This window comes from Azoarcus sp. CIB (assembly GCF_001190925.1).
Classification (GTDB): Bacteria; Pseudomonadota; Gammaproteobacteria; order Burkholderiales; family Rhodocyclaceae; genus Aromatoleum.
This window is the reverse complement of the sequence record NZ_CP011072.1, coordinates 3,363,509-3,387,663: the sequence shown is the minus strand read 5'-3', so window position 1 is coordinate 3,387,663 and position 24,155 is coordinate 3,363,509. Positions and strand designations below refer to the sequence as shown.

The 24,155-nt window shown below is 62.7% G+C and carries 21 protein-coding genes; 16 read left to right on the top strand and 5 right to left on the bottom strand.

Going from position 1 to position 24,155, the window contains the following annotated elements; translation table 11 throughout:
• Positions 1–68 precede the first annotated feature (68 nt).
• A complete protein-coding gene (locus tag AzCIB_RS14990; protein ID WP_050416636.1) occupies positions 69–1,430 on the top strand; it encodes a serine/threonine protein kinase in 1,362 nt (453 codons plus the stop codon).
• Between the two features lie 19 nt (positions 1,431–1,449).
• Here AzCIB_RS14990 and AzCIB_RS14985 read toward each other — a convergent pair whose 3' ends face one another.
• From AzCIB_RS14985 to hrcA, 3 genes are all read right to left on the bottom strand, one after another.
• Positions 1,450–2,514 carry an SPM autocatalytic domain-containing protein gene (locus tag AzCIB_RS14985; RefSeq protein WP_050416635.1) on the bottom strand — a complete coding sequence of 355 codons (1,065 nt, stop codon included), beginning with the start codon at positions 2,512–2,514 and terminating at the stop codon, positions 1,450–1,452.
• A 200-nt stretch (positions 2,515–2,714) separates the two neighbouring features.
• Positions 2,715–3,812, bottom strand: a complete 1,098-nt coding sequence (gene hemH, locus AzCIB_RS14980) for a ferrochelatase (RefSeq protein WP_050416634.1) — start codon at positions 3,810–3,812, stop codon at positions 2,715–2,717.
• Positions 3,813–3,842: 30 nt separating this feature from the next.
• Positions 3,843–4,871: a heat-inducible transcriptional repressor HrcA gene (gene hrcA / locus AzCIB_RS14975; protein WP_050416633.1), complete on the bottom strand. Its 1,029-nt coding sequence runs from the start codon at positions 4,869–4,871 to the stop codon at positions 3,843–3,845.
• Positions 4,872–4,955: 84 nt separating this feature from the next.
• On the opposite strand from hrcA, the gene AzCIB_RS14970 reads away from it, so the two are divergent.
• Together AzCIB_RS14970 and recN are read left to right on the top strand one after the other, a co-directional pair.
• Positions 4,956–5,840, top strand: coding sequence for an NAD kinase (locus AzCIB_RS14970; RefSeq protein WP_050416632.1), 885 nt, complete (start codon positions 4,956–4,958; stop codon positions 5,838–5,840).
• Between the two features lie 37 nt (positions 5,841–5,877).
• The gene (gene recN, locus AzCIB_RS14965; protein ID WP_050416631.1) at positions 5,878–7,542 is read left to right on the top strand and encodes a DNA repair protein RecN; all 1,665 of its coding nucleotides are present in this window, start codon (positions 5,878–5,880) and stop codon (positions 7,540–7,542) included.
• 26 nt (positions 7,543–7,568) lie between these two features.
• Here recN and fur read toward each other — a convergent pair whose 3' ends face one another.
• A complete protein-coding gene (gene fur / locus AzCIB_RS14960) occupies positions 7,569–8,006 on the bottom strand; it encodes a ferric iron uptake transcriptional regulator (protein WP_018992200.1) in 438 nt (145 codons plus the stop codon).
• A gap of 120 nt (positions 8,007–8,126) precedes the next feature.
• Here fur and AzCIB_RS14955 point away from each other — a divergent pair, with 120 nt between their 5' ends.
• The 5 genes from AzCIB_RS14955 to greA all read left to right on the top strand — a co-directional run bounded on the left by AzCIB_RS14955 (position 8,127) and on the right by greA (position 14,455).
• Positions 8,127–8,543 carry an outer membrane protein assembly factor BamE gene (locus AzCIB_RS14955; RefSeq protein ID WP_050416630.1) on the top strand — a complete coding sequence of 139 codons (417 nt, stop codon included), beginning with the start codon at positions 8,127–8,129 and terminating at the stop codon, positions 8,541–8,543.
• A 38-nt stretch (positions 8,544–8,581) separates the two neighbouring features.
• Positions 8,582–9,388, top strand: a complete 807-nt coding sequence (gene dapB / locus AzCIB_RS14950) for a 4-hydroxy-tetrahydrodipicolinate reductase (protein ID WP_050416629.1) — start codon at positions 8,582–8,584, stop codon at positions 9,386–9,388.
• 169 nt (positions 9,389–9,557) lie between these two features.
• On the top strand, positions 9,558–10,700 hold the full coding sequence (gene carA, locus AzCIB_RS14945; protein WP_050416628.1) for a glutamine-hydrolyzing carbamoyl-phosphate synthase small subunit: 1,143 nt from the start codon (positions 9,558–9,560) through the stop codon (positions 10,698–10,700).
• A 54-nt stretch (positions 10,701–10,754) separates the two neighbouring features.
• Positions 10,755–13,982 carry a carbamoyl-phosphate synthase large subunit gene (gene carB, locus AzCIB_RS14940; protein ID WP_050416627.1) on the top strand — a complete coding sequence of 1,076 codons (3,228 nt, stop codon included), beginning with the start codon at positions 10,755–10,757 and terminating at the stop codon, positions 13,980–13,982.
• A complete protein-coding gene (gene greA / locus AzCIB_RS14935) occupies positions 13,979–14,455 on the top strand; it encodes a transcription elongation factor GreA (protein WP_050416626.1) in 477 nt (158 codons plus the stop codon). The genes carB and greA overlap by 4 nt, the downstream gene beginning before the upstream one ends.
• An 81-nt stretch (positions 14,456–14,536) precedes the next feature.
• On the opposite strand, the gene AzCIB_RS14930 is transcribed toward greA, so the two are convergent.
• Complete coding sequence (locus tag AzCIB_RS14930) at positions 14,537–15,004, bottom strand: YhbY family RNA-binding protein (RefSeq protein WP_050416625.1); 468 nt, start codon at positions 15,002–15,004, stop codon at positions 14,537–14,539.
• Positions 15,005–15,043: 39 nt separating this feature from the next.
• Here AzCIB_RS14930 and AzCIB_RS14925 point away from each other — a divergent pair, with 39 nt between their 5' ends.
• The 8 genes from AzCIB_RS14925 (at position 15,044) to pstB (ending at position 24,011) form a co-directional block, all read left to right on the top strand.
• The gene (locus AzCIB_RS14925) at positions 15,044–15,667 is read left to right on the top strand and encodes an RlmE family RNA methyltransferase (protein WP_050416624.1); all 624 of its coding nucleotides are present in this window, start codon (positions 15,044–15,046) and stop codon (positions 15,665–15,667) included.
• Between the two features lie 118 nt (positions 15,668–15,785).
• A complete protein-coding gene (gene ftsH, locus AzCIB_RS14920; RefSeq protein ID WP_050416623.1) occupies positions 15,786–17,681 on the top strand; it encodes an ATP-dependent zinc metalloprotease FtsH in 1,896 nt (631 codons plus the stop codon).
• Between the two features lie 74 nt (positions 17,682–17,755).
• On the top strand, positions 17,756–18,589 hold the full coding sequence (gene folP, locus AzCIB_RS14915) for a dihydropteroate synthase (protein ID WP_050416622.1): 834 nt from the start codon (positions 17,756–17,758) through the stop codon (positions 18,587–18,589).
• A gap of 63 nt (positions 18,590–18,652) precedes the next feature.
• On the top strand, positions 18,653–20,014 hold the full coding sequence (gene glmM / locus AzCIB_RS14910; protein WP_050416621.1) for a phosphoglucosamine mutase: 1,362 nt from the start codon (positions 18,653–18,655) through the stop codon (positions 20,012–20,014).
• 159 nt (positions 20,015–20,173) lie between these two features.
• Positions 20,174–21,166, top strand: coding sequence for a PstS family phosphate ABC transporter substrate-binding protein (locus tag AzCIB_RS14905; protein WP_050416620.1), 993 nt, complete (start codon positions 20,174–20,176; stop codon positions 21,164–21,166).
• Between the two features lie 67 nt (positions 21,167–21,233).
• On the top strand, positions 21,234–22,193 hold the full coding sequence (gene pstC / locus AzCIB_RS14900) for a phosphate ABC transporter permease subunit PstC (protein WP_050416619.1): 960 nt from the start codon (positions 21,234–21,236) through the stop codon (positions 22,191–22,193).
• A gap of 10 nt (positions 22,194–22,203) precedes the next feature.
• Complete coding sequence (pstA, locus tag AzCIB_RS14895; RefSeq protein WP_050416618.1) at positions 22,204–23,127, top strand: phosphate ABC transporter permease PstA; 924 nt, start codon at positions 22,204–22,206, stop codon at positions 23,125–23,127.
• Between the two features lie 17 nt (positions 23,128–23,144).
• Positions 23,145–24,011, top strand: coding sequence for a phosphate ABC transporter ATP-binding protein PstB (pstB, locus tag AzCIB_RS14890; RefSeq protein WP_232299231.1), 867 nt, complete (start codon positions 23,145–23,147; stop codon positions 24,009–24,011).
• Positions 24,012–24,155 lie beyond the last annotated feature (144 nt).

Below are 24,155 nucleotides of genomic sequence, written 5' to 3'. Positions count from 1 at the left end.
GCATATGTCAGGATTAAAGTCCGCACAGCGACTTGAAAGTCGCGCGAGAGGCTGGGTCCGGATCACACATGAGCGAGATGCCGCTGACAATCGGGAAGTACCGCATCGTGAAGGAGGTGGGCCGCGGTGCGACGGCGGTCGTCTATATGGCGGAGTCCGCCGATTGGCCGGTGCCGGTCGCCGTCAAGCTGATCCGTTTCAACGACAAGTCGAAGGACGAGTCGAAGTGGAACCGGCGCCTGCTGAAGTTGCTCAAGGCGGAAAGGGCGGTTTCGACGCGCCTCGATCATCCGCACATCATCCACGTGCACGACGTCGTGATCGAAGCCGAGCAGTCCTACGTCGTCATGGAGTATTTCCCGGGAGAATCGCTCGAGCGCTATTGCAGCTTCGAGCGCATGCTGCCGGTGCACCGGGCGATCGGGATCGTGTTCAAGTGCTGCATGGCGCTCGACTACGCCTATCGGCAGGGCATCGTCCATCGCGACATCAAGCCGGCGAACATCCTCGTCGATGATCAGGACAACGTGAAGATCACGGACTTCGGTCTCGCGCTGAACATCAGCAAGAAGGTGGAGTCGGACTCGACCTTCATCATGGGAGTCGGTTCGCCGGCCTACATGAGTCCGGAGCAGATCAAGGGCTATCAACTCAATCAGAAGACCGATCTTTATTCGCTCGGGGTCGTGCTGTTCAATCTCCTCACCGGACGACTGCCTTTCCGGGCGAGCAATCCGGCGCAGCTGATCTACAAGATCATCAATGTCGATCCGCCGCGGGTCTCGCAGCTCAATCCCGAGTTGCCCGACCAGATCGATGGCGTGATCCGCAAGGCGCTCGAAAAGGACCTGTATTCGCGCTACAAGAACGGTGCAGAGTTTGCCAAGGAGCTCTCGGCGGTGCGCTATCAGCTGGTCGACGATACCTTTGTGCCGCCCGACACTAGCCGCTTCTCGCTGCTGCGCAAGCTGGCTTTCTTCACCGAGTTCGATGACATCGAGCTGTGGGAGGTGTTGCGCATTTCGTCGTGGCGCGTCGTCGATGGCGGAACGACGCTGATTCGCGAGGGCGATGCGGACCAGCGCTTCGGCGTTGTCGTCGATGGCGAGGTGGAGGTGTCGGTCGATGGCCGGCGTGTGAGTCGCCGCGGCGTGGGCGAGGTGTTCGGCGAGATCGCGTGGCTCGACAGCGTCCAGCATCGTCACATGACGACGGTCACCTCGGTGAATTCGACGATCTATCTCGAGGTCAACCCTTCCGCGTTGGCGCTCGCAACCGACGAGTTGCGCGAGCTGTTCCGCACGATGCTGGCTACGGTCGCCGTTCGGCGCCTCGGTGAAGCGCTGCGCGAACTCTCGGCAAACGGCGAGCCGGCAATGGCTGGCAAGTTCACCGCCTCGGGGCTCGACCTGCAGCTGGTCGAGGACTGAAGCCCCGGCTCCTGCAGGCCTATATGCTCAGGTCGACCTGGCTGACGGTACCGGTGGTGCCGTCCTCCCGCAGATAGATGCTGGTGGAGCGCATCACGCCAAGCGTGTCGTTCGCTGCTCCGCGCAACTCGAACGGCGTGGCGACCCTCCCCAGGTAGAGTGCGCCGACGGCGGCTTCCGACGCCGTCACGACGCTGCCGGCGCCGTCGGCAGTCGGGGTCCAGATGCGGAGATCGGCAAATTTCGCGTCGGCTTCGTCGATCCAGCCGCTGCCGTCGGTATCGAGCGCTGCCAGTTCGGCGAAGCCGTCGCCGGTTGTCGGCCCGAAAAGTTCGGCGCCGTCGTCGATGCGGCCGTTCAGATTGCGGTCAATGGCGAGGTAGCCGCGACCACCGCCAAGCATCGGCACGTCTTCGGTCTTGCCGTCGGCATCGAGGTCAAAGGCGAAACGCACGTCTGAAAGCTGGGCGGACGTGCCGGCAAAATCGAGCACCAGCGGGTCCTTCACGCGCGCATCGCCAAGACGCACCTGGACGTTCGAGGTTTCGGCATACGCGCGTTCCATCTCCAGTTCCAGATTGAAGCGGATTTCCTGGCCGTCAGTGGTCCTGACAACGCCCGCGGCTTCGAAGCTCGTGTATTCGTATTCCTGAGACACCGAGCGAAAGTCGTACTCGATGCCGAATCCCGCGCGTCGCGGGGCGTCCGCGCGGCGGCCTTCGGCGGGCGGCTGCTCGATGACTGCCGCTGCAGCCTGATCAGCGTGGAAATCGCTTGACTGCAGGGTGTGGATCGCGCGCCCCGTCAGTGCCTCGATCAGGTGCTTGAGGAAGCGGAATCGCGGGTCGAGGCCGTCTTCCCCGGAATCGTTCTCCGCAGCCTCGGCCTCCTGGGCCTCGAGGGCATCCCTGGAAATTTGCACCTCGGGCCGCACGCCCGCGCTTGCGGCGACGCCGATGCCGTTGTTCCGCCCCGCGCTGGCGGGACGTTCGCCGACCCACATCTCGAGCCGCTCCGAGGTCTCGCGGCGACTGAAGGATAGGTGCGAAGCCTGAAGCTGAATGTCTGCCGATGCAATTTTCATGACGGTTCCCTGCGACCCACTCAAGCGCAGGTTTTAACGGCAGATTTCGGAAAAACTTCAGGCCGGTCGCGGCACTTTCCGTACATGCCCCTCGCGCTGGCCCGCTGCGGGCCGCGGTCAGTCGCGGTGATGCCGGAACCGCGCCCGGATGCGGGTGTCCTCCGAGTCGGCGAGCGCGAGTTCGTGTCGCGGATCCATTGTCAGCACGTCGCGCCGGCAACGCGCGCGCGCTGGGCGCTGGCGGCGAGGTCCTGTGGCCCCGCGGGCGGGCGGGTCAACCAGTTGCCGAGGTTGTCGCGCACGATGTCGGTCAGCGCCGTGATCCAGTCGTCACGCTCGTTCAGGCACGGGATGTAGTGGAATTCCTTCCCGCCGCACGACAGGAACGCATGGCGGCATTCCATTGCGATCTCCTCGAGCGTCTCCAGACAGTCCGCCGGAAAGCCCGGACACATCACGTCGACGCGTTCCGTGCCTTGGCGCGCCATCGCTTCGAGCGTTGGCTGGGTGTAGGGTTTGAGCCATTCGGCCTTGCCGAAGCGCGACTGGAAGGTCAGTTGCCAACGGTCGTCCGTCAGTCCGAGTTCCCTGGCGAGCAGGCGTGCCGTCACGTGGCATTCGCAGTGATAGGGGTCGCCGAGGTCGAGCGATCGCCGCGGGATGCCGTGAAAGCTCATGACCAGCTTGTCGCCCTCGCCATTCTTCATCCAGTGGTCGCGCACGCTCTGGGCGAGCGCCGCGATATAGCCCGGGTGGTCGTGGAAACTGCGCACGTAGCGGATTTCGGGCTGGTTGCGCCAGTGCACGAAGCAGTTCGCGACTTCGTCCAGCACGCTTGCGGTCGTGCTGGCGGCAAATTGCGGATACATCGGAACGATCAGGATGCGGTTGCAGCCGTCAGCCTTCATGCGGTTCAGCACGTCCGGCACCGAGGGCGAACCGTAGCGCATCGCCCATTCGACCTGTAGGCCCACGATATCGCGATGGCCAAGGTAGCCTGCAAGCAGCTTCGTCTGACGCTCGGTATGCACCTTCAGCGGTGACCCTTCGTCCATCCAGATCGTCGCGTATTTGGCGGCGGACTTCCGCGGGCGGGTGTTCAGGATGATGCCGTTGAGGATGGGCCACCAGACCGGGGCGGGGATCTCGACAACCCGCGGGTCGGACAGGAACTGCTTGAGGTATGGGCGGACGGCTGCGGCGGTGGGGGCAGCGGGGGAGCCCAGGTTGACGAGCAACACGCCCGTGCGTGCAGGTGTGCCATGCGTCCAGGCGGGTTCGGGCCAGTAACGGGCCATGCTGATCCTTGTGTGATTGCGGCGCGTCGCTCAGTTCGCGTTCGACAGCGCGTTCGAGAGTAGGCGAGCCGTGATGTCGACGATGGGAATCACACGATCATAAGCCATGCGTGTCGGTCCGATCACGCCGACCGAGCCGACGATGCGGCCGTTGACCTCGTAACCCGCAGTCACGACGCTGCAGCCGTCGAGTTGCGCCAGTCCCGATTCGTCACCGATGAAGATCTGCACCCCCTGGGCGCGGTTGGACAGGTCGAGGAGCTGGATGAGTCCGGTCTTCTGCTCGAACAGCTTGAACAACTCGCGCAACCGCGCCATGTTCGACGAAAGGTCCTCGACGTCGAGCAGGTTCGTCTCGCCCGACAGTACGTAGCGGGAGGTGTCGTCCTCGGCCGCAGCGCTGCCGGTTTCGACCGCCGCATTCATCAGTTCGCTCATGTCGCTGCGCAACTGTTTCAGCTCGGCCCGGATGCGCGTACGAATGTCATCGAACCCCAGCCCGGCACAGTGTTCGGTCAGATAGTTCGCCGCTTCGACCAGTTCGGAGGGTGAGTACGAGCGCCGCGTATGGATGATGCGGTTCTGCACGTCGCCTGCCGTGGTGACTATGATCAGCAGGATGCGGTTTTCCGACACGCTGATGAATTCGATCTGGCGGATCTTGATCAGGTCGCGATGCGGCGAAACGACGACTCCTGCAAACTGTGTCAGCTCGGACAGCAGGTGCGACGCAGAGCTGATCAGGCGCTGGGGCTGGTCGGGCTGAAGATGCCCCTTGAGTTCGCGCAATTGCGCCTGTTCCAGCGGCTGAACGGTCAGCAGCGAGTCGACGAAGAAGCGGTAGCCAAGTGCCGTCGGAATGCGCCCGGCCGAAGTGTGGGGGCTCGCGATGAAGCCCATCTCCTCGAGGTCGCTCATCACGTTGCGTACCGTCGCGGGCGACAGCTCGAGCCCCGAGTAGCGCGACAGCGCGCGAGAGCCCACGGGCTGCCCTTCCACGATGTAGCGTTCGATAAGTGTCTTGAGCAGGATCTGGGAGCGCGGGTCGAGCGGTTTCATGACGGTAAGAAGTTATTTCCCCGATTCTATGGAAGTACCGGTGTCTCTGCCAAGGTTCTCGGCGATTGTGGTTTAATCCGCGGCATGAGCCACAGCTTTAATACCATTGCCCTGATCGGCAAGTACCAGAGCCCGGACGTTGCTGGCGCGGTCCTTTCGATCGCCAGTTTCCTGCGTGAAAGGGGGCTCGCCGTATGGATCGAGCAGGGTACGGCAAGTTCCATCGGGCTCGTCGGCGAATTCGCCACGGTGACCTATGACGAGATCGGTGCACAGGCCGATCTCGCGGTGGTGCTCGGGGGCGACGGAACGATGCTGAACACCGCTCGCCGGTTGTCCGAGCATGCCGTCCCGCTCGTTGGCATCAACCAGGGCAGGCTGGGCTTTCTGACCGACATCCCGCGCAAGGAGGCTTTGAGCAAACTCGCCGAAATCCTCGATGGCCGCTATGTCGAAGAGGCGCGCACGATGCTCGACGCCGAAGTCGTCCGCGGCGGGCAGCGGGTGTTTCACACGCTCGCGTTCAACGATGTCGTCGTGAACAAGGGCGATCTCGGTCGCATGATCGAGTTCGATCTGTCGATCGACGGCGAATACGTGTACACGCAGCGTTCGGACGGCATGATCATCACGACTCCGACCGGATCCACCGCATACGCCCTGTCCGCCAACGGGCCGATCCTGCACCCCACGGTCGGCGGCATCGCCCTCGTGCCTCTGTGTCCGCACGCCCTTACCGCCCGCCCGATTACGCTGCCCGACAGCTGCCGGATCGAGATCGAGCTGCTTTCTCCGCACGACGCGCGCATCCATTTCGACGGCCAGACACGGTTCGATGCGCGTGCCGGTGACGTCGTCCGGATCACGCGTTCGCCCAAAGTGGTGCGCTTCCTGCACCCCGAAGGCTACAGTTACTTCGCCATGCTGCGCGGAAAGCTCCACTGGAGCGCCACGCCGCGACTGCCCTGATGGGCCGCCCTCCATTGAGTCTTCACTTGCGACGCCTATGCTCCGCCGTCTGACCATCCGTGATTTCGTGATCGTCGATCGCCTCGAACTCGAATTCCAGACGGGCTTCGGGGCGCTTACGGGGGAGACGGGCGCGGGCAAGTCCATCCTGCTGGACGCACTGGGCCTCGCACTGGGCGGTCGTGCCGATGCCGCTGCGGTGCGTGTCGGTCGCGACAAGGCCGACATTGCCGCCGAATTCGACCTTCCGGCAGACGGCAGCCTGTCGGACTGGCTCGCCGCGCAGGATCTGCCGGCTGATGAGGGCATGGTGATCCTGCGGCGCGTCGTCGAGACTGGGGGGCGATCGCGTGCGTGGATCAACGGCGTGCCGGTGACGCAGGCGCAGTTGCGCGAGGCGGGGGACTGGCTGGCCGACATCCACGGCCAGCATGCGCACCACGCCCTGCTCAGGAGCGATGCCCAGCGTGCGTTGATCGATGCCCATGCCGGTGCTGGCGCGCTTGCGAACGAGGTCGCAGAGCTCTTTCGCGGGTGGCAGCGGGTGGTCGAGCTGCGACGGACGGCCGAGCAGGATTCGGCCGCCTCCGAGCGCGAACGCGAACTGCTCGTGTGGCAGATCGACGAGTTGCGCAACCTGGCTTTCGATGCTGACGAGTGGTCCGAGATCAACCAGGAGCACGCCCGGCTGGCGCATGCAGCGGGCCTCATGGAAGGGGCGGACGAGGCGTTGGCAGCGCTGGGCGAGGGGGAGGCGGCAGTTGCGTCCCTGCTACGCCACATCAGCGTGCGCGTCGACGCGATGGCCGACATTGATCCGGGGCTGGGCGACGTGCGGGACCTGCTCTCCGGGGCAGCGATCCAGGCGGACGAGGCGCTGCACGCGTTGCGCCGCTATCGCGACCGGCTGGATCTCGATCCGCAGCGCCTGGCCGAGATCGAACGCCGAATCGGCGCCGTGACCGATCTCGCGCGCAAATATCGCGTCGATCCCGAGGGCTTGCCGGACTTGCTCGACGACTGGGTGCGGAAGTTCGACGAGCTGGTCGCGCGGGCGGATCCCGTCCATCTTGCCGAGCAGGAAGCGCAGGTCAGGGCGGCCTACGAGCAGGCGGCTTCACGCCTCTCGGCGGCGCGTCGGCCGGCTGCCGAGCGCCTGTCGCATGAGGTCAGCGAGGCGATGCAGACGCTCGCGATGGCGGGTGGCCAGTTTGCAGTAGTGCTCGAGCCTTGTTCGCCGTCAGTGCGTGGTGCCGAAACCGTCGAGTTCCGCGTGGCAGCCAATCCGAGTCAGCCCTTGCGCCCCTTGTCGAAGGTCGCCTCGGGCGGCGAACTGTCGCGCATCGGTCTGGCGATCCAGGTCATGACGAGTCGCGATTCCGCGACGCCGACGCTGATCTTCGACGAAGTCGATGTCGGCATCGGTGGCGGCGTGGCGGAAATTGTCGGCAAGCTCCTGCATCGGCTGGGTCGGGAAAGGCAGGTGCTGTGCGTCACCCATCTTCCTCAGGTCGCTGCATGTGCCGACTGGCAATGGAACATTGCCAAGTCGAATCGCGGTAACGAGGTCGTCAGTGCCGTCACGCCGCTCGAAACCGAAGGCCGGGTCGAAGAAATCGCCCGCATGCTCGGGGGTGTCAACATCACGGACACCACCCGCCGCCATGCGGCGGAAATGCTCGGCGTGAGTGCAGCACCCTAGTCGCCGCGAGTTTCGTCCGAGGGGAGTCAGCCTCCCAGCTTGCGATTCGGGCAATCCTTCCTGAGGCAATCGACGTAGAGGTACAGCGCGTGTTCGCGGACCGCAAAACCACGCTCCTGCGCGATCTGGTTCTGCCGCCGCTCGATTTCCGCGTCAAAGAATTCTTCCACCTTGCCGCATTGCACGCAGACCAGATGGTCGTGATGGCCGCTTTCCTTCAGTTCGAAGACGGCCTTGCCGGATTCGAAATAATGCCGTTCCAGCAGACCCGCCTGCTCGAACTGCGTCAGGACGCGGTAGACGGTGGCAAGTCCGATATCCATGCCTTCCGCCATTAGCAGTCGATACACATCCTCGGCAGTGAGGTGCCGCAGATCCGAAGTCTGGAAGAGATCGAGGATCTTCAGGCGCGGGTAGGTGGCCTTGAGGCCTATATTTTTTAGGTTCTGCGAATTCTCTGACATAGTCGCTCTGTTGGCTTGCAGTTCGCGCGGCAGCGTGGCTGCTGGCTACGTATGATATATTTTTTCGCCTTTGTCTGAAAAAGATACGCCGTTCGGCGCCAACGACCAAGATCCCCATTCATGCGCGTATTGATTCTTCCGGCGGTCGTCGCCGTCGCGGGCCTCGTGGCCGGTTGTTCCCTTACCTCCCTGACCGCTGGGTTGAATCCCCATCGCGTCGACGTACGCCAGGGTAACTACGTCGATCAGGAAATGGTCGCGCGCCTCAAAAAAGGCATGACGCGTGAGCAGGTTCGCTTCGCTCTCGGTACGCCCCTCGTGACCGACGTCTTCCATGCCGATCGCTGGGATTACGTCTATACCTTCCGCCCCGGGCGCGGCGAACCTCAGCACCGCGTGCTCAGCGTCTTCTTTGATGGCGACAAGCTCGACCGGGTTTCCGGTGACGTGCAGTCCGGTGACGCGCCGGCCGCGGCGGCGGCTGCGCAGACCGAGCGTTCCCGCGTGATCGAGATCTCGCCCGCAGCCAAGCAGTAGTAAGACGTTCTCTTGCTGCGCTCACAGGATCTGACTGAATGAATCCCTTACGTATTGCAATTGCAGGCGCGTCCGGTCGCATGGGGCGGATGCTGATCGAGGCCGTGCTGAATGACGGCGAGGTTGTACTCGCCGCAGCGTTCGACCGGGCGGGTACGCCCTTTGTCGGCCGCGATGCCGGTGAGTTGGTCGGCAGCGCCTGCGGCGTCGTGGTGACGGACGACGTCCGTGCCGCAATCGCCGCGGCCGACTGCGTGATCGATTTCACACGTCCGGAAGGGACGCTCGTCCATCTCGACATCGCGCGCGAACTCGGCAAGGCGATGGTGATCGGCACGACCGGCTTCTCTGCGGCGGAAAAGGAGACCATCGTCGCGGTGGCCAAGGATGTCCCCGTGGTGTTCGCCCCGAATATGGCCGTCGGCGTCAATGCCGTGTTCAAGCTCCTTGAGGTGGCCGCCCGTATCCTTGACGAAGGCTACGACGTGGAAGTCATCGAGGCGCATCATCGCTTCAAGGTCGACGCCCCATCCGGCACGGCGCTGCGCATGGGCGAGGTCGTCGCCCGCGAACTCGGGCGGAATCTCGACGAGTGCGCGATCTATGGGCGCGAAGGCGTCACGGGCGAGCGCAAGCCCGAGACGATCGGGTTTTCCACGATCCGCGGTGGCGATGTCGTGGGCGACCATACCGTTCTCTTCGCCGGCATCGGCGAGCGCATCGAAATCACGCACAAATCCGGCAGCCGCATGCCCTACGCGCTCGGCTCCGTCCGTGCGGCGCGTTTCCTGGCCGGGCAAAAAAACGGCTTGTTCGACATGCAGGACGTTCTCGCCCTGCGTTGAGTCGCCGCGGTCGTCCTTCGCCGTCGTTGCCTCGGGCGGCGCCAAACGATACAATTCAGCGGTTTAGATAAGCGGGATTGGCCGATCAGCGGCTCGTCCCGTTTTTTTCACGTTCGGGCAGGCCCGTTGCGCCTGTCCCTGCCTTTTCGGCTGAACTCAGGAGTTTGTCGTGACTGCTTCCCCGCCCGCCCTACTAGCACTCGCCGATGGGACGGTATTTTTCGGCAAGGGAATCGGTGCGGCCGGCAGCACGGTTGGTGAGGTGGTGTTCAACACCTCGATGTCCGGTTATCAGGAAATCCTTACCGACCCGAGCTACTGCCGCCAGATCGTAACGCTGACTTATCCGCACATCGGGAATACCGGCGTGAACCGCGAGGACGTCGAGTCCGGGCGGGTACACGCCGCCGGTCTCGTCATTCGCGACCTGCCCATCCTTCCGTCCAACTTCCGCATGGACCAGACCCTCGACGCCTATCTCAAGGCCGAGAACGTGGTCGCCATTGCCGGCTTGGATACCCGCAAGCTGACGCGCGTGCTGCGCGAGAAGGGCGCCCAGGCTGGTTGCATCGTCACCGCTGCCGAAGGCGCATCGCTCAACGCGGAAGCTGCGATCGCCCAGGCGCGCGCCTTCCCCGGCCTTGCCGGCATGGATCTGGCAAAGGTCGTGAGTGCAGAGCGCACCGTCGAGTGGGCCGAAGGCGAATGGACGCTCGGCGAGGGTTATCAGGCCGAACGGAAGACCCGATTCCACGTCGTCGCCTATGACTTTGGCGTCAAGCGCAACATCCTGCGCATGCTGGCGAGCCGCGGCTGCAGGCTCACCGTCGTGCCCGCGCAGACACCCGCAGCGGAAGTTCTCGCCCTCAATCCGGACGGCATCTTCCTGTCGAACGGCCCTGGCGACCCCGAGCCCTGCGACTACGCGATCGCCGCCATCCGTGAATTCCTCGCCCGCGGCATCCCGACCTTCGGCATCTGCCTCGGCCATCAGCTCATGGCGCTCGCGTCCGGCGCGAAGACCGTGAAGATGAAGTTCGGTCATCACGGCGCGAACCACCCGGTCAAGGACCTCGATACCGGACAGGTGCTCATCACCAGCCAGAACCACGGCTTTGCGGTCGACGCCGACACGCTGCCGGCGAACCTGCGTCCGACCCACGTCTCGCTGTTCGACGGCAGTCTGCAGGGCATGGAGCGCACGGACGTGCCAGCGTTCTGCTTTCAGGGGCACCCCGAGGCAAGCCCCGGTCCGCACGACGTCGCCTACCTGTTCGACCGCTTCATCAAGCTGCTCGAAGCGCGCAAATGATTCGCAAGCGGCAGCTCGCGCTGCCGCTCCCCAACGCAAGACCGAGGTTAGGCAATGCCTAAGCGCACAGACATCCAAAGCATTCTCATCATCGGCGCCGGCCCGATCATCATCGGGCAGGCGTGCGAATTCGACTATTCCGGCGCCCAAGCCTGCAAGGCGCTGCGCGAGGAGGGCTACAAGGTCATCCTGGTGAACTCGAACCCGGCGACGATCATGACCGACCCGGGTACGGCCGACGTCACCTACATCGAGCCGATCACCTGGCAGGTGGTCGAGCGCATCATCGAAAAGGAGCGCCCGGGTGCGCTGCTGCCGACGATGGGCGGACAGACCGCGCTAAACTGCGCGCTCGATCTCGCTAAGCATGGCGTGCTGGAGAAGTACGGCGTGGAGCTCATCGGCGCCTCGCGCGAGGCGATCGACAAGGCCGAAGATCGCCTGAAGTTCAAGGACGCGATGACCAAGATCGGTCTCGGCTCGGCGCGCTCGGGCATCGCCCACAGCATGGAAGAGGCGCTGCAGGTTCAAGGCGGCATCGGCTTCCCGGCGATCATCCGTCCGAGCTTCACGCTCGGCGGCACCGGCGGTGGCATCGCCTACAACATGGAAGAGTTCCAGGAGATCTGCAAGCGCGGTCTTGAGGCGAGCCCGACCAACGAGCTGCTGATCGAAGAGTCGCTGCTCGGCTGGAAAGAGTACGAGATGGAAGTCGTCCGCGACCGCGCGGACAACTGCATCATCGTCTGCTCCATCGAGAACCTCGACCCGATGGGCGTGCACACCGGCGACTCGATCACTGTCGCGCCGTCGCAGACGCTCACCGACAAGGAATACCAGATCCTGCGTAACGCCTCGATCGCGGTGTTGCGCGAAATCGGCGTCGACACGGGCGGTTCGAACGTCCAGTTCGCGATCAATCCCAAGGACGGTCGCATGATCGTCATCGAGATGAACCCGCGCGTGTCGCGCTCGTCCGCGCTCGCATCGAAGGCCACAGGTTTTCCGATCGCCAAGGTCGCGGCCAAGCTCGCCGTCGGCTACACGCTCGACGAGCTCAAGAATGACATCACCGGCGGTGCGACGCCGGCCTCGTTCGAGCCCTCGATCGATTATGTCGTCACCAAAATCCCGCGTTTCGCCTTCGAGAAGTTCCCGCAGGCGAACGACCGACTCACCACGCAGATGAAGTCGGTCGGCGAAGTCATGGCGATGGGCCGTACCTTCCAGGAGTCCTTCCAGAAGGCCCTGCGCGGGCTGGAAGTGGGGGTCTACGGTCTCGACGAGGTCGAGGCCGACCGTGCCGACCTCGAGCACGAACTCGCGAATCCCGGTCCCCAGCGCATCTGGTACGTTGGCCAGGCTTTCCGTGAAGGCTATACGCAGGAGCAGGTGTTCAACCTGACCAAGATCGATCCCTGGTTCCTCGCGCAGATCGAGGATATCGTCCTGACGGAGAAGGCCATCACCGGTCGCTCGCTGAAGGCGATCCAGGCGCCCGAACTGCGTGGACTCAAACGCAAGGGCTTCTCCGATCGCCGCATTGCGAAACTGCTCGGCGTGGATGAAACGGCCGTGCGCCTGCACCGTCACGCCAACGGAGTGCGACCCGTGTTCAAGCGCGTCGACACCTGCGCCGCCGAATTCGCGACCTCGACCGCCTACATGTACTCCTCCTATGAGGAAGAGTGCGAAGCGCGTCCGACCGACAAGAAGAAGATCATGGTCCTCGGCGGCGGCCCCAACCGCATCGGCCAAGGCATCGAGTTCGACTACTGCTGCGTCCACGCCGCGCTCGCCCTGCGCGAAGATGGTTACGAGACCATCATGGTCAACTGCAACCCCGAGACCGTCTCGACCGACTACGATACTTCCGATCGCCTGTACTTCGAACCGATCACGCTCGAGGACATTCTCGAGATCGTACATATCGAGAAGCCCGTCGGCGTCATCGTCCAGTTCGGCGGCCAGACGCCGCTCAAGCGTGCGCAGGCCCTGGAAGAGAACGGCGTGCCCATCATCGGCACGAGCCCGGACATGATCGATGCGGCCGAGGACCGCGAGCGCTTCCAGAAGTTGCTCAACGATCTCGGCCTCAAGCAACCGCCGAACCGTACCGCCCGTACCCCCGAGGCGGCCGTGCGGCTCGCGGCGGAGATCGGTTATCCGCTCGTCGTGCGTCCCAGCTACGTGCTCGGCGGCCGTGCGATGGAAATCGTGCATGAGCAGAAGGATCTCGAGCGCTACATGCGCGAGGCCGTGAAGGTCTCCAACGAGTCGCCGGTGCTGCTCGATCGCTTCCTCAACGACGCCACCGAGGTGGACGTCGATGCGCTGTCCGACGGCGAGCAGATCATCATCGGCGGCATCATGGAGCACATCGAACAGGCTGGCGTTCACTCCGGCGACTCGGCGTGCTCACTGCCACCGTACACGCTGTCGGCCAGACTGCAGGACGAACTGCGTCGGCAGACCGAGGCGATGGCGCGAGCGCTCAACGTCTGCGGCCTCATGAACGTCCAGTTCGCCATCCAGGGGGAAGGCGACGACGCGACCGTCTACGTGCTCGAAGTGAACCCGCGTGCGTCACGCACCGTGCCCTTCGTCTCCAAAGCCTGCGGCCTGCAGCTCGCGAAGGTCGCCGCCCGCTGCATGGCGGGGCAGAGCCTTGCCAGCCAGGGTGTCACCGGCGAAATCGTTCCGCCGTACTTCTCGGTCAAGGAAGCGGTGTTCCCGTTCGTCAAGTTCCCGGGCGTGGATACCATCCTCGGGCCAGAGATGAAATCCACGGGCGAAGTCATGGGGGTCGGCCGCAGTTTCGCGGAAGCGTTCGTGAAGTCGCAGCTCGCCGCTGGCGTGCGGCTGCCGCAATCGGGTACGGCATTCATCAGCGTGAAGCCGACCGACCGCGGTGGCGCCGTCGAAGTCGCGCGTGAGCTGAATGAACTCGGTTTCCGTATCGTCGCTACGCGGGGCACGGCTTCGGCGATCGAAACAGCGGGAATTCCCGTGAACGTCGTCAACAAGGTCACCGAAGGACGTCCGCACATCGTGGACATGATCAAGAACAATGAAGTGAGCATGGTCATTAACACCGTCGAGGAGAAGCGCCAGGCGATCGTCGACTCGCGGTCCATCCGTACGAGCGCGCTGGCAGCGAAGCTCACGGTGTTCACGACCATCGAGGGTGCCCGCGCCGCCTGCATGGGCATGCGCCACCTTGAAGGACTCGAGGTTTACGGCCTCCAGTCCCTGCACGCGGAACTGAACAAGCAATCATGAACAAGACTCCCCTTACCGTGAATGGTGCGGAAAAACTCCGCATCGAACTGCATCGCCTCAAGACCGTCGATCGTCCGAGCGTGATCGCGGCGATCGCCGAAGCGCGCTCGCACGGCGATCTCTCCGAAAACGCTGAATACGACGCGGCGAAGGAGCGTCAGGGCTTCGTCGAGGGCCGGATCAAGGAAGTCGAGGGAAAGATCGCGAACGCGCAGATTATCGATCCGCGCCTTCTCGATGCCGATGGGCGCTGTGTATTCGGCGCGACCGTGAACCTTGAGGACATGGAGTCAGGGAAGGCGGTCACCTACCAGATCGTCGGTGACGACGAGGCCGACATCAAGGAGAACAAGATTTCCATCAGTTCTCCAATCGCCCGCGCGCTGATCGGCAAGTACGCCGGCGACATCGCCGAGGTGCAGGCTCCAGGCGGCGTGCGTGAATACGAGATTATCGAAGTACTCTACATCTGAAAGCAAACGGGCCGGGAGCAATGCCCGGCCCGATATGCGATTCCGTAAAGGGTGGCATGTGCCCCCTGCTGCAATCCGAGATCACTTGTTGCCGAGCGGCCCGGACTTGCGAACGGGGCTTCTGGTGCGCTTTTCTGCCAGCCGTTTCTTGTCCGCGGCGGCCTTGATGAGCGCGGTGCGTCGCGCCGTGGCAGCGAATGCGCGGGCCGACTTGGCCTTGGCGGCTCGCGGCGTGTTTACCGCAGAGGCGGTCTTCGGCGACGCGGTCGCTTCCTCTTCGCGACGTTCGCGCCACACGACCAGGATCGTCCCAATGTGCTGCACCGGGGCAGCGCCGAGTTCCTCACAGATTGCCTGCATCAGCGCATCGCGGTCGCTGCGCTCGGTACCATGAACCTTGATCTTGATAAGCTCATGTGCCTGCAGGGAACGGTCGATCTCGCCCAGCACGGTCGGCGTGAGCCCGTTGCCCGCGACGCTGACAACCGGGTTCAGATGGTGGGCCGCGGCCCGCAATTCGCGGCGACGGGCAGGGGATAGTTCGATCATCGTTTTCTCAAATCTTTCAGGGGCATGGATTCTACTCCCATGACTAGGACCAAGACCAGCAAGGCATGGATGCACGAGCACGTGAACGACTCCTACGTGCAGCGTGCGAAGAGCGAAGGCTACCGTTCGCGTGCCGCGTACAAGCTGATGGAGATCGATGACAAGGACCATCTGCTGCGACCCGGCATGGTCGTTGTCGACCTCGGAGCCGCTCCGGGCTCCTGGACGCAGGTCGCACTGCAACGTGTCGGCAGGGGCGGGCGTGTGTTTGCGCTCGACCTGCTTCCGGTCGAGCCATTGTTCGGCATGGAGTTCATTCAGGGCGATTTTCAGGAAGATGCGGTGTTGGCCGAACTCGAAAACCGACTCGCGGGTGAGCCGGTCGACCTTGTACTTTCCGACATGGCCCCCAATATGTCGGGTATCGACACGGTGGACCAGGCGCGTTCCATCCATCTCGGCGAACTGGCTCTCGATTTCGCGGCACGGCATCTGAAACCTGGCGGAAATTTTCTTATCAAGGTGTTTCAGGGCGCCGGCTTCATGGAGTTCCGTAGCGAGATCCAGCGCCATTTCGCCTCGCTTCAGGTGCGCAAGCCGAAGGCCTCGCGAGACCGCAGCGCCGAGGTCTATCTCCTGGGTCTGAGGCGCAAGCCCGACTGAGCCGAACCTGCCGCATCGATTGGCTGTTTCGATCGTGACCATTGGTTTACGCAGTGGAACGTTCGCCACTAGAATGGGTCAATGTTTCGCTGCCCCCATGGGCTCATAAGGAAAGAAGTTGAATAATCTCTTCAAGAATCTCGCGATCTGGATGGTCATCGGCGTCGTCCTGATGACGGTGTTCAACCAGTTCAATTCGCGACAGGTCTCGACCAACACGATGGAATATTCCCAATTCCTCGAGGAGGCGAAGGCTGGGCGCATCGCGAAGGCGACGGTTGACGGTCGGCTCGTGCGTGCAACTACGCAGGAAGGCCGTCAGATCACGGTCTATACACCCGGGGTGCAGGACATCTGGATGGTGTCGGACCTGATCCGCGCCGGTGTTGCCGTCAATGCAAGCAAGCCCGAGGAAGAGCAGTCCTTCCTGATGAGCATCTTCGTGTCGTGGTTCCCGATGCTCCTGCTCATCGGCGTATGGGTGTTCTTCATGCGCCAGATGCAGGGGGGCGGGCGCGGCGGTGCGTTCTCGTTCGGCAAGTCGAAGGCCCGCATGCTCGACGAGTCGGCGAATTCGCTGAGCTTCGCGGACGTCGCCGGCTGTGACGAGGCGAAGGAAGAGGTGGCGGAACTCGTCGATTTCCTCCGTGATCCGTCCAAATTCCAGAAGCTCGGCGGACACATCCCGAAGGGTGTCCTGATGGTCGGTTCCCCCGGAACGGGCAAGACGCTGCTCGCGAAGGCCATCGCCGGCGAGGCTAAGGTTCCCTTCTTCTCGATCTCCGGTTCTGACTTCGTCGAAATGTTTGTCGGCGTTGGTGCAGCACGTGTGCGCGACATGTTCGAGCAGGCCAAGAAACACGCTCCGTGCATCATTTTCATCGACGAGATCGATGCCGTCGGTCGCCAGCGTGGCGCCGGCATGGGCGGCGGCAACGACGAGCGCGAACAGACGCTTAACCAGTTGCTGGTCGAGATGGACGGTTTCGAAGGGCAGACCGGCGTGATCGTGATCGCCGCCACCAACCGTCCCGACGTGCTTGACCCGGCGCTGCTTCGTCCCGGGCGCTTCGACCGCCAGGTCGTCGTGCCGCTGCCGGACATCCGCGGCCGCGAGCAGATCCTCAAGGTGCACATGCGCAAGGTGCCGATCGCGCCGGACGTCGAGCCGGTCGTTCTAGCGCGCGGCACACCCGGTTTCTCCGGCGCCGACCTTGCAAACCTCGTCAACGAGGCGGCACTTTTCGCGGCACGCGGGAGCAAGCGTCTGGTAGATATGGACGACTTCGAGCGCGCCAAGGACAAGATCATGATGGGCTCGGAGCGTCGCTCCATGGTCATGCCCGAAGAAGAGCGCCGCAACACCGCCTACCACGAGTCGGGTCATGCAGTGGTCGCCAAGCTGCTCGACAAGACCGACCCGGTGCATAAGGTCACCATCATCCCGCGTGGCCGCGCCTTGGGCGTGACGATGCAACTGCCGGAGACCGATCGCTACAGCCAAGATCGCGAGCGTTTGTTGCAGATGATCGCCGTGTTGTTCGGCGGCCGGATCTGCGAAGAGATCTTCATGAAGCAGATGACGACCGGGGCATCGAACGACTTCCAGCGCGCGACCGATCTTGCGCGCCGGATGGTGACCCAGTGGGGTATGTCGGACAACCTCGGCCCGATGGTGTATGGCGAGGAAGAAGGCGAGATCTTCCTCGGAAGGCAGGTCACCACTCACCGTAACGTATCGGAAGCCACGATGCAGAAGGTGGACGCGGAGATTCGTCGCATCATCGACCAGCAGTACGCTCTGGCGCGCCGTCTGATCGAGGAAAACAGCGACAAGATCGAGACGATGACGAAGGCGCTCCTCGAGTGGGAGACCCTGGATGCGGATCAAATCCAAGACATCATGATGGGTCAGCCCCCGCGCGCGCCGAAGCCGACGTCGCAGGCGGTCCGGAGCTCGCGCGACGACGATGCGCCTGGTGCAGCACCGACGGCGGCTGCGCCCGTCGCCTGATCCGATCAAGCCTTGACGCACCTCGAATTGGGCCGACGAGAGTCGGCCCGATTCTTTTTCAGGAGAAAGAGCTCATGGCGGTTCTCAAGTGCGGCCGGTTCGACATCGATCTCGAGCGCCCGCGCATCATGGCCATCATCAACACTACGCCGGACTCATTCAGCGGAGATGGGCTCGGCCACGACATCGATGCCGCCTTGCGGCGCTGCGAAAGTGCAGTCGCGGCCGGCGCGCATATCCTTGACATCGGTGGCGAATCGACTCGCCCAGGGTCCGACTCCGTCTCCGAGCAGGAGGAGCTCGACCGCGTCGTTCCCGTTGTCGAGCGCCTTGCCGACTGGCCGGTTCCTGTGTCCATCGACACGGTGAAGCCTGCGGTCATGCGTGCGTCCCTGGCTGCGGGTGCGAGTCTGATCAACGACATCAACGGATTCCGCGCGCCCGGGGCGATCGAGGCGGTGAGCGATTCCGATGCCGCCTTGTGCGTGATGCACATGCAGGGCGAACCGCGCAGCATGCAGGAGGCCCCTCACTACAACGACGTGGTGGGCGAGGTGATTGATTTTCTCGATCGACAAGTGCGCGCGCTGGAGGCTCAGGGGGTTGCCAGAGGGCGCATCCTGCTTGATCCCGGCTTTGGTTTCGGGAAGACGCTGGAACACAATCTCTCCCTAATGCGTGCGCTCGACTGCTTCCTTGAGACAGGTTATCCGCTGCTCATCGGTGTGTCGCGCAAGTCGATGTTGGGCGCCATTACCGGGCGTGCCGTTGCAGACCGGACCGTCGCAAGCGTCGCTGCCGCCCTGATTGCCATCGAACGCGGCGCACGTATTGTCCGCGTGCATGATGTGGCGCAGACGCGCGATGCAGTTGCCGTTTGGGAGGCGGTACGGTTCGGCGTGTCCTGATCGACAGCTGTCGTCGCGAACGCTGAGAATGCGATAATCCGGGTTTTGTAATCGGAAGCAGTCATGGCGCGTAAATATTTCGGTACTGACGGAGTCCGCGGCAAGGTCGGAGACTCCGCGATCACGCCTGATTTCGTGATGCGGCTCGGCTACGCAGCGGGTGTGACGATCGTCGGGCGGGAGCAATTGCCGCGCGGTGATCGGCCGGCGGTGCTGATCGGAAAGGACACCCGTATTTCCGGCTATATGCTCGAGGCCGCCCTGGAGGCGGGTTTTGCCGCCGCCGGAGTCGATGTGTTGCTCGCTGGACCGGTTCCGACGCCCGCCGTGGCTTACCTCACGCGCGCCCTGCGTTTGCAGGCTGGCGTCGTGATCTCCGCTTCGCACAACCCCTATTACGATAACGGCATCAAGTTCTTTTCGGCCGACGGAAGTAAGCTGCCCGACGCAGTCGAGATGGAGATCGAGGCGCGCGTGGACCAGCCGATGGGCTGCGCGGAGTCGGCCAGGCTCGGCAAGGCGAGGCGCATCGACGATGCCGCAGGCCGTTACGTGGAATTCTGCAAGAGCACCTTCCCGAACGAACTGGATCTGCGAGAGCTCAGGATCGTCCTCGATTGTGCCAATGGAGCGGCGTACCACATCGCACCGAGCGTATTTCACGAACTCGGGGCCGAAGTGGTTTCGGTCGGCGTAGAGCCCAACGGGCTCAACATCAACGAGCGCTGCGGGGCTACTTCGCCGGAGCACCTGCGTGCGGCGGTACTGGCCAACAAGGCGGATCTCGGTATCGCGCTCGACGGCGACGGCGATCGCGTGATGATGGTGGACGCGCGTGGCGAACTCTACGATGGCGACAAGCTGCTCTACGTGATCGCATCTGCGCAACGGGCGCGGGGACGTCTCGATGGCGTCGTGGGCACCCTCATGAGCAATCTTGGTTTCGAGCATGCGGTCGGGAGGCTGGGCGTCCCCTTCGCCCGGGCGAGGGTCGGCGACCGCTACGTGCTCGAGATGCTTCAGGAGAAGGGCTGGAAGCTGGGCGGAGAGAACTCGGGCCACATCATCTGTCTCGACCGGCACACCACCGGAGATGGCATCATTTCCGCCCTGCAAGTTCTAGCCGCCCTACTGCAGACGGGAAAGAGCCTTGCCGAAGCGTGCGCGGATCTCGTCTTCTATCCCCAGAAGTTGATCAACGTGAAGCTTCCGGCCGGATTCGACTGGCAGGCACATCAGGGCATCGCCTCTGCCGCCAAGGACGCCGAGTCACGCTTGGGAAGCCGTGGTCGTGTGCTGCTTCGTCCGTCGGGTACCGAACCGCTGCTGCGGGTCATGGTGGAAGGGCAGGACTGCGCCGAGGTCGAAGGCCTTGCGCGTGAGATCGCAGATTGCATCGAAAAAGCAACGAACGGCCACTGTTAAGCCCCGTATATGAACTGTCACATTCTTGAAATGTGCTGCAACTAAAGTGTGCGCACTTCGGGATGCATCCGCGTGGCAGATGCGATTTGTCGGGCCTGTCGGCTCCGCGCGCTGCATCCGGTTCGGACAATGATAGAGTTCATTCACTGGAGATTCACTATGTCGGGTTTCAAGCAGACTGCTCTCGCAGCCGCCGTCCTCGTGCTGGGAGCGCAGGCCGCGCATGCTCAGTCCCTGGTCAAGATCGACGGTTCGAGCACGGTGTTCCCGGTCACCGAGGCAGTCGCAGAGGACTTCCAGTCCTCCAAGAAAGGTGAAGTGAAGGTGACGGTCGGCATCTCCGGAACCGGAGGCGGTTTCAAGAAGTTCTGCCGCGGCGAAATCGACATTGCTGACGCCTCGCGTCCCATTCTGAAGAAGGAAATGGAAGCCTGCTCGCAAGCCGGCATCAAGTACATCGAGCTGCCGGTCGCTTTCGATGCCCTGACCGTCGTCGCGAACCCCAAGAATGCCTTCATCAAGCAGTTGTCGGTCGAGCAGCTCAAGAAGATGTGGGAGCCGGGCGCGCAGGGCGCCGTCACCAGCTGGAAACAGATCGATCCGTCCTTCCCTGATGCGCCGCTCAAGCTGTTTGGTGCCGGGTCGGATTCGGGTACCTTCGATTACTTCACGGAAGCGGTCGTCGGCAAAGCGAAGGCCTCTCGCGGCGACTACACGGCCTCCGAGGACGACAACGTGCTGGTACAGGGTGTCTCCCGCGACATCAACGCCATCGGCTACTTCGGTTATGCCTATTACGCGGAAAACCAGGGCAAGCTCAAGGCTGTGTCGATCGTGAATAAGGAAGGCAAGCCAGTTCTGCCCGGTGCGGCGGCGGTGCTTGACGGTTCGTATAATCCGCTCTCGCGTCCGATCTTCATCTACGTTGCGGAAAAATCCCTTGAAAAGGCTGAAGTCCGCGACTTCGTGACCTACTATCTGAAAAATGCAAGCAAGCTCGCGACCGAAGTGAAATACGTTCCGCTCCCGGCCAAGGCATATGAGATCGCCTTGGACCACGTCAACAAGAAGAAGCTCGGCACCGTCTTCGGTGGCGAAGCTGAAGTCGGTGTAACGATCGATTCGCTGCTGGCTCGCGAAGCCAAGCTCTGATCGTATCTGAAGGTTGTGGTGCCCGGGCGTTCCGCCCGGGCACCCTTTTGTTGTTTGTAGGCGTCCAATGCAAGAAAACAATTCCGGCGGTGCCGCCGCACTCGTGCCCTACGGTCCGCTCTCCGTCAGCGACCGCCTGGCGAAGAAGACGCTGCGCAACTTCAAGGAGCGCGTAATCGAGCTCCTGCTTCTGGGGGCTGCGTTCGTCTCGGTCCTCACGACGGTCGGCATCATCTGGGTGCTGGTAAGCGAATCGGTCAATTTCTTCGGCACCGTATCGATCTGGGACTTTCTCACGGACACGATGTGGACGCCGCTGTTCGCCGAGCCGCGCTACGGGATCCTGCCGTTGTTGGCGGGTACGCTGACCACCTCTGCCGTAGCCTTGGTCGTGGCGATCCCGCTGGGAACCACGATCGCGATCTATCTTTCCGAATTCGCCCGCCCGGCGGTTCGTGAGTTGGTAAAGCCCTTTCTCGAACTCCTCGGCGGCATTCCCACCATCGTGTACGGGTACTTTGCCCTGATGGTAGTCATTCCGATACTTCAACTGCTCATGCCGGAGCTGTCGGGATTCAACATGCTCGGGGCCGGCATCGTCATGGGTATCGCTATCATTCCGTACGTGAGCTCCCTTGCCGAAGACGCCATGCGCGCGGTCCCGATGAGCATGCGCGAAGGTTCGTATGCCATGGGCGCAACCCGGCTGCAGACGGCGCTTCGTGTTGTCTTCCCGGCGGCCTTGTCGGGCATCCTGTCCGCGTACATCCTGGGCATTTCGCGTGCCGTGGGAGAAACCATGATCGTGGCGGTGGCGGCAGGCATGCAACCCAACTTTACGTTGAATCCGCTCGAGCCGGCACAGACGATCTCCGCCTACATCGTGCAGGTTGCACTGGGCGATCTGCCGCACGGTTCCATCGGCTACCAGTCGATCTTCGCGGCCGGTCTGAGCCTGATGCTCATGACGCTTGCCCTGAATCTTGTCGGACACGTCGTGCGGCGTCGATACCGCGAAGCTTATTAAGAAGAATGGCATGAAAGCAGAAGACATTCCCCTGATCAGAAAGATCATCCGGCGCAACAAGCGCCGCGAACTGCTGTTCGCGGTTGCCGGCTTCGTTGCGCTGCTTATCGGTGTGCTGACCTTCGTTGCGCTGTTTGCGCAGATGGCCTGGGCCGGTTGGGAGCGCATTTCTCCCGAATTCTTCACCAACTTCCCGTCGCGCCGTGCCGGGCAGGCGGGAATCTTGTCGGCCTGGGTCGGGTCGCTGCTCGTAATGCTTGTAACGGCAGTCTCGGCCGTCCCGCTGGGTGTCGCCGCGGGTATCTACCTCGAAGAGTACGCGCCGAAGAACCTGCTCACCGACATCATCGAGATCAATGTGACCAACCTCGCAGGTGTGCCGTCGATCGTGTATGGCCTGCTAGCGCTCGGCGTGTTCGTGTACACCTTCGGATTCGGGCAGAGCATCCTTTCTGCGGGCCTCACGCTCGGGCTCCTCATTCTCCCCGTGGTCATCGTATCGACGCGCGAATCGATCCGTTCGATTCCCTTACACATCCGCGAGGCGGCCTACGGATTGGGTGCCACGCGTTGGCAGGTGACCCGCGACCACATCGTGCCCTATTCACTGCCGGGTATCATGACCGGAGTCATCATCGGCATGTCTCGGGCGATAGGTGAGACGGCGCCCATCATCACCATCGGAGCGCTGACCTTCATCGCGTTCCTCCCGGAGTCGCCTGTCGGTCCGGAGTTCCCCTGGGTGAACTTCGAGTGGCTGACGTCGGGTTTTACCGTGATGCCAATCCAGATGTTCAACTGGACTTCGCGTCCGGAAGAGGCTTTCCAGCAAAACGCTGCGGCAGCCGGTTTTATCCTCGTCCTGATGACTTTGGCAATGAATGCCGTATCTATCTGGATTCGTTACCATGTGCGCAAGGACATCAAATGGTAAGCGTTGCTACGATGCGAATGAGCGAACAAGCCGCCGCGGACACTTCGGTGCAGGCAGGTGTTGCCTCGGGTGAGGCGCGGAACCCTAACCCCTCCGAGGCAACTGCACGGACCGGTAACGGAGTGCCCGTGAAGGCTTCCGTGGAGAATTTCAGTTTCTATTACGGCGATTACAAGGCGCTCAAGTCGATCTCCATGCCCGTGCATGAGAAACGCGTGACTGCCCTGATCGGTCCGTCCGGATGTGGCAAGTCAACTCTCTTGCGGAGTTTCAACCGCATGCACGACCTCTATCCGGGCAATCGCTACGAAGGGACGATCCGGCTGCATCCGGACAACACCAATCTGCTGGATCCGGCCGTGGATCCCATCGAAGTGCGCATGCGCATCGGCATGGTCTTCCAGAAACCCAACCCGTTCCCGAAATCGATCTACGAGAACGTTGCCTACGGTCTGCGCATCCGGGGTGAGCGCAATCGTTCGGCGATCGACGACCGCGTCCGCGAGGCGCTGCGCGGGGCAGCCTTGTGGTCGGAGGTCGAGCATCGGCTGCACGATCCGGCCACAGCACTATCGGGTGGCCAGCAGCAGCGACTGTGCATTGCGCGTTGCCTCGCTACGCAGCCCGAAGTGCTACTCTTCGACGAGCCAACTTCGGCGCTCGATCCGATCGCGACGGCCAGTATCGAAGAGCTGATCCACGAACTGCGAGACAAGGTCACGATCCTTATCGTCACTCACAACATGCAGCAGGCTGCCCGCGTGTCCGACTACACGGCATACATGTATCTCGGCGAGTTGATGGAGTTCGGCGAAACCAACCAGATCTTCGTCAATCCGAAGCGCAAGGAAACCGAAGACTACATCACCGGCCGTTTCGGCTAGGTGTGCGGGCAGGACCTCGTCCTGCACTCGCCGAATCTGGCGAACGACCTTCCTGAGGCATTGAAATGGCCGGGCGCATGCCGCGTAAAGAGGAGGCCTTACAGTGGCCTCCGTTGGTCAGTGTCGCCCCAGCCTTCCTTTACC

What these genes read in the sequence shown, in the direction of transcription:
- AzCIB_RS14990 (WP_050416636.1), top strand. Translation starts at nt 69, where the DNA reads ATGAGCGAGATGCCGCTGACAATCGGGAAGTACCGCATCGTGAAGGAG.
- AzCIB_RS14985 (WP_050416635.1), bottom strand. Translation starts at nt 2,514, where the DNA reads ATGAAAATTGCATCGGCAGACATTCAGCTTCAGGCTTCGCACCTATCC.
- hemH (WP_050416634.1), bottom strand. Translation starts at nt 3,812, where the DNA reads ATGGCCCGTTACTGGCCCGAACCCGCCTGGACGCATGGCACACCTGCA.
- hrcA (WP_050416633.1), bottom strand. Translation starts at nt 4,871, where the DNA reads ATGAAACCGCTCGACCCGCGCTCCCAGATCCTGCTCAAGACACTTATC.
- AzCIB_RS14970 (WP_050416632.1), top strand. Translation starts at nt 4,956, where the DNA reads ATGAGCCACAGCTTTAATACCATTGCCCTGATCGGCAAGTACCAGAGC.
- recN (WP_050416631.1), top strand. Translation starts at nt 5,878, where the DNA reads ATGCTCCGCCGTCTGACCATCCGTGATTTCGTGATCGTCGATCGCCTC.
- fur (WP_018992200.1), bottom strand. Translation starts at nt 8,006, where the DNA reads ATGTCAGAGAATTCGCAGAACCTAAAAAATATAGGCCTCAAGGCCACC.
- AzCIB_RS14955 (WP_050416630.1), top strand. Translation starts at nt 8,127, where the DNA reads ATGCGCGTATTGATTCTTCCGGCGGTCGTCGCCGTCGCGGGCCTCGTG.
- dapB (WP_050416629.1), top strand. Translation starts at nt 8,582, where the DNA reads ATGAATCCCTTACGTATTGCAATTGCAGGCGCGTCCGGTCGCATGGGG.
- carB (WP_050416627.1), top strand. Translation starts at nt 10,755, where the DNA reads ATGCCTAAGCGCACAGACATCCAAAGCATTCTCATCATCGGCGCCGGC.
- greA (WP_050416626.1), top strand. Translation starts at nt 13,979, where the DNA reads ATGAACAAGACTCCCCTTACCGTGAATGGTGCGGAAAAACTCCGCATC.
- AzCIB_RS14930 (WP_050416625.1), bottom strand. Translation starts at nt 15,004, where the DNA reads ATGATCGAACTATCCCCTGCCCGTCGCCGCGAATTGCGGGCCGCGGCC.
- AzCIB_RS14925 (WP_050416624.1), top strand. Translation starts at nt 15,044, where the DNA reads ATGACTAGGACCAAGACCAGCAAGGCATGGATGCACGAGCACGTGAAC.
- folP (WP_050416622.1), top strand. Translation starts at nt 17,756, where the DNA reads ATGGCGGTTCTCAAGTGCGGCCGGTTCGACATCGATCTCGAGCGCCCG.
- glmM (WP_050416621.1), top strand. Translation starts at nt 18,653, where the DNA reads ATGGCGCGTAAATATTTCGGTACTGACGGAGTCCGCGGCAAGGTCGGA.
- AzCIB_RS14905 (WP_050416620.1), top strand. Translation starts at nt 20,174, where the DNA reads ATGTCGGGTTTCAAGCAGACTGCTCTCGCAGCCGCCGTCCTCGTGCTG.
- pstC (WP_050416619.1), top strand. Translation starts at nt 21,234, where the DNA reads ATGCAAGAAAACAATTCCGGCGGTGCCGCCGCACTCGTGCCCTACGGT.
- pstA (WP_050416618.1), top strand. Translation starts at nt 22,204, where the DNA reads ATGAAAGCAGAAGACATTCCCCTGATCAGAAAGATCATCCGGCGCAAC.
- pstB (WP_232299231.1), top strand. Translation starts at nt 23,145, where the DNA reads ATGAGCGAACAAGCCGCCGCGGACACTTCGGTGCAGGCAGGTGTTGCC.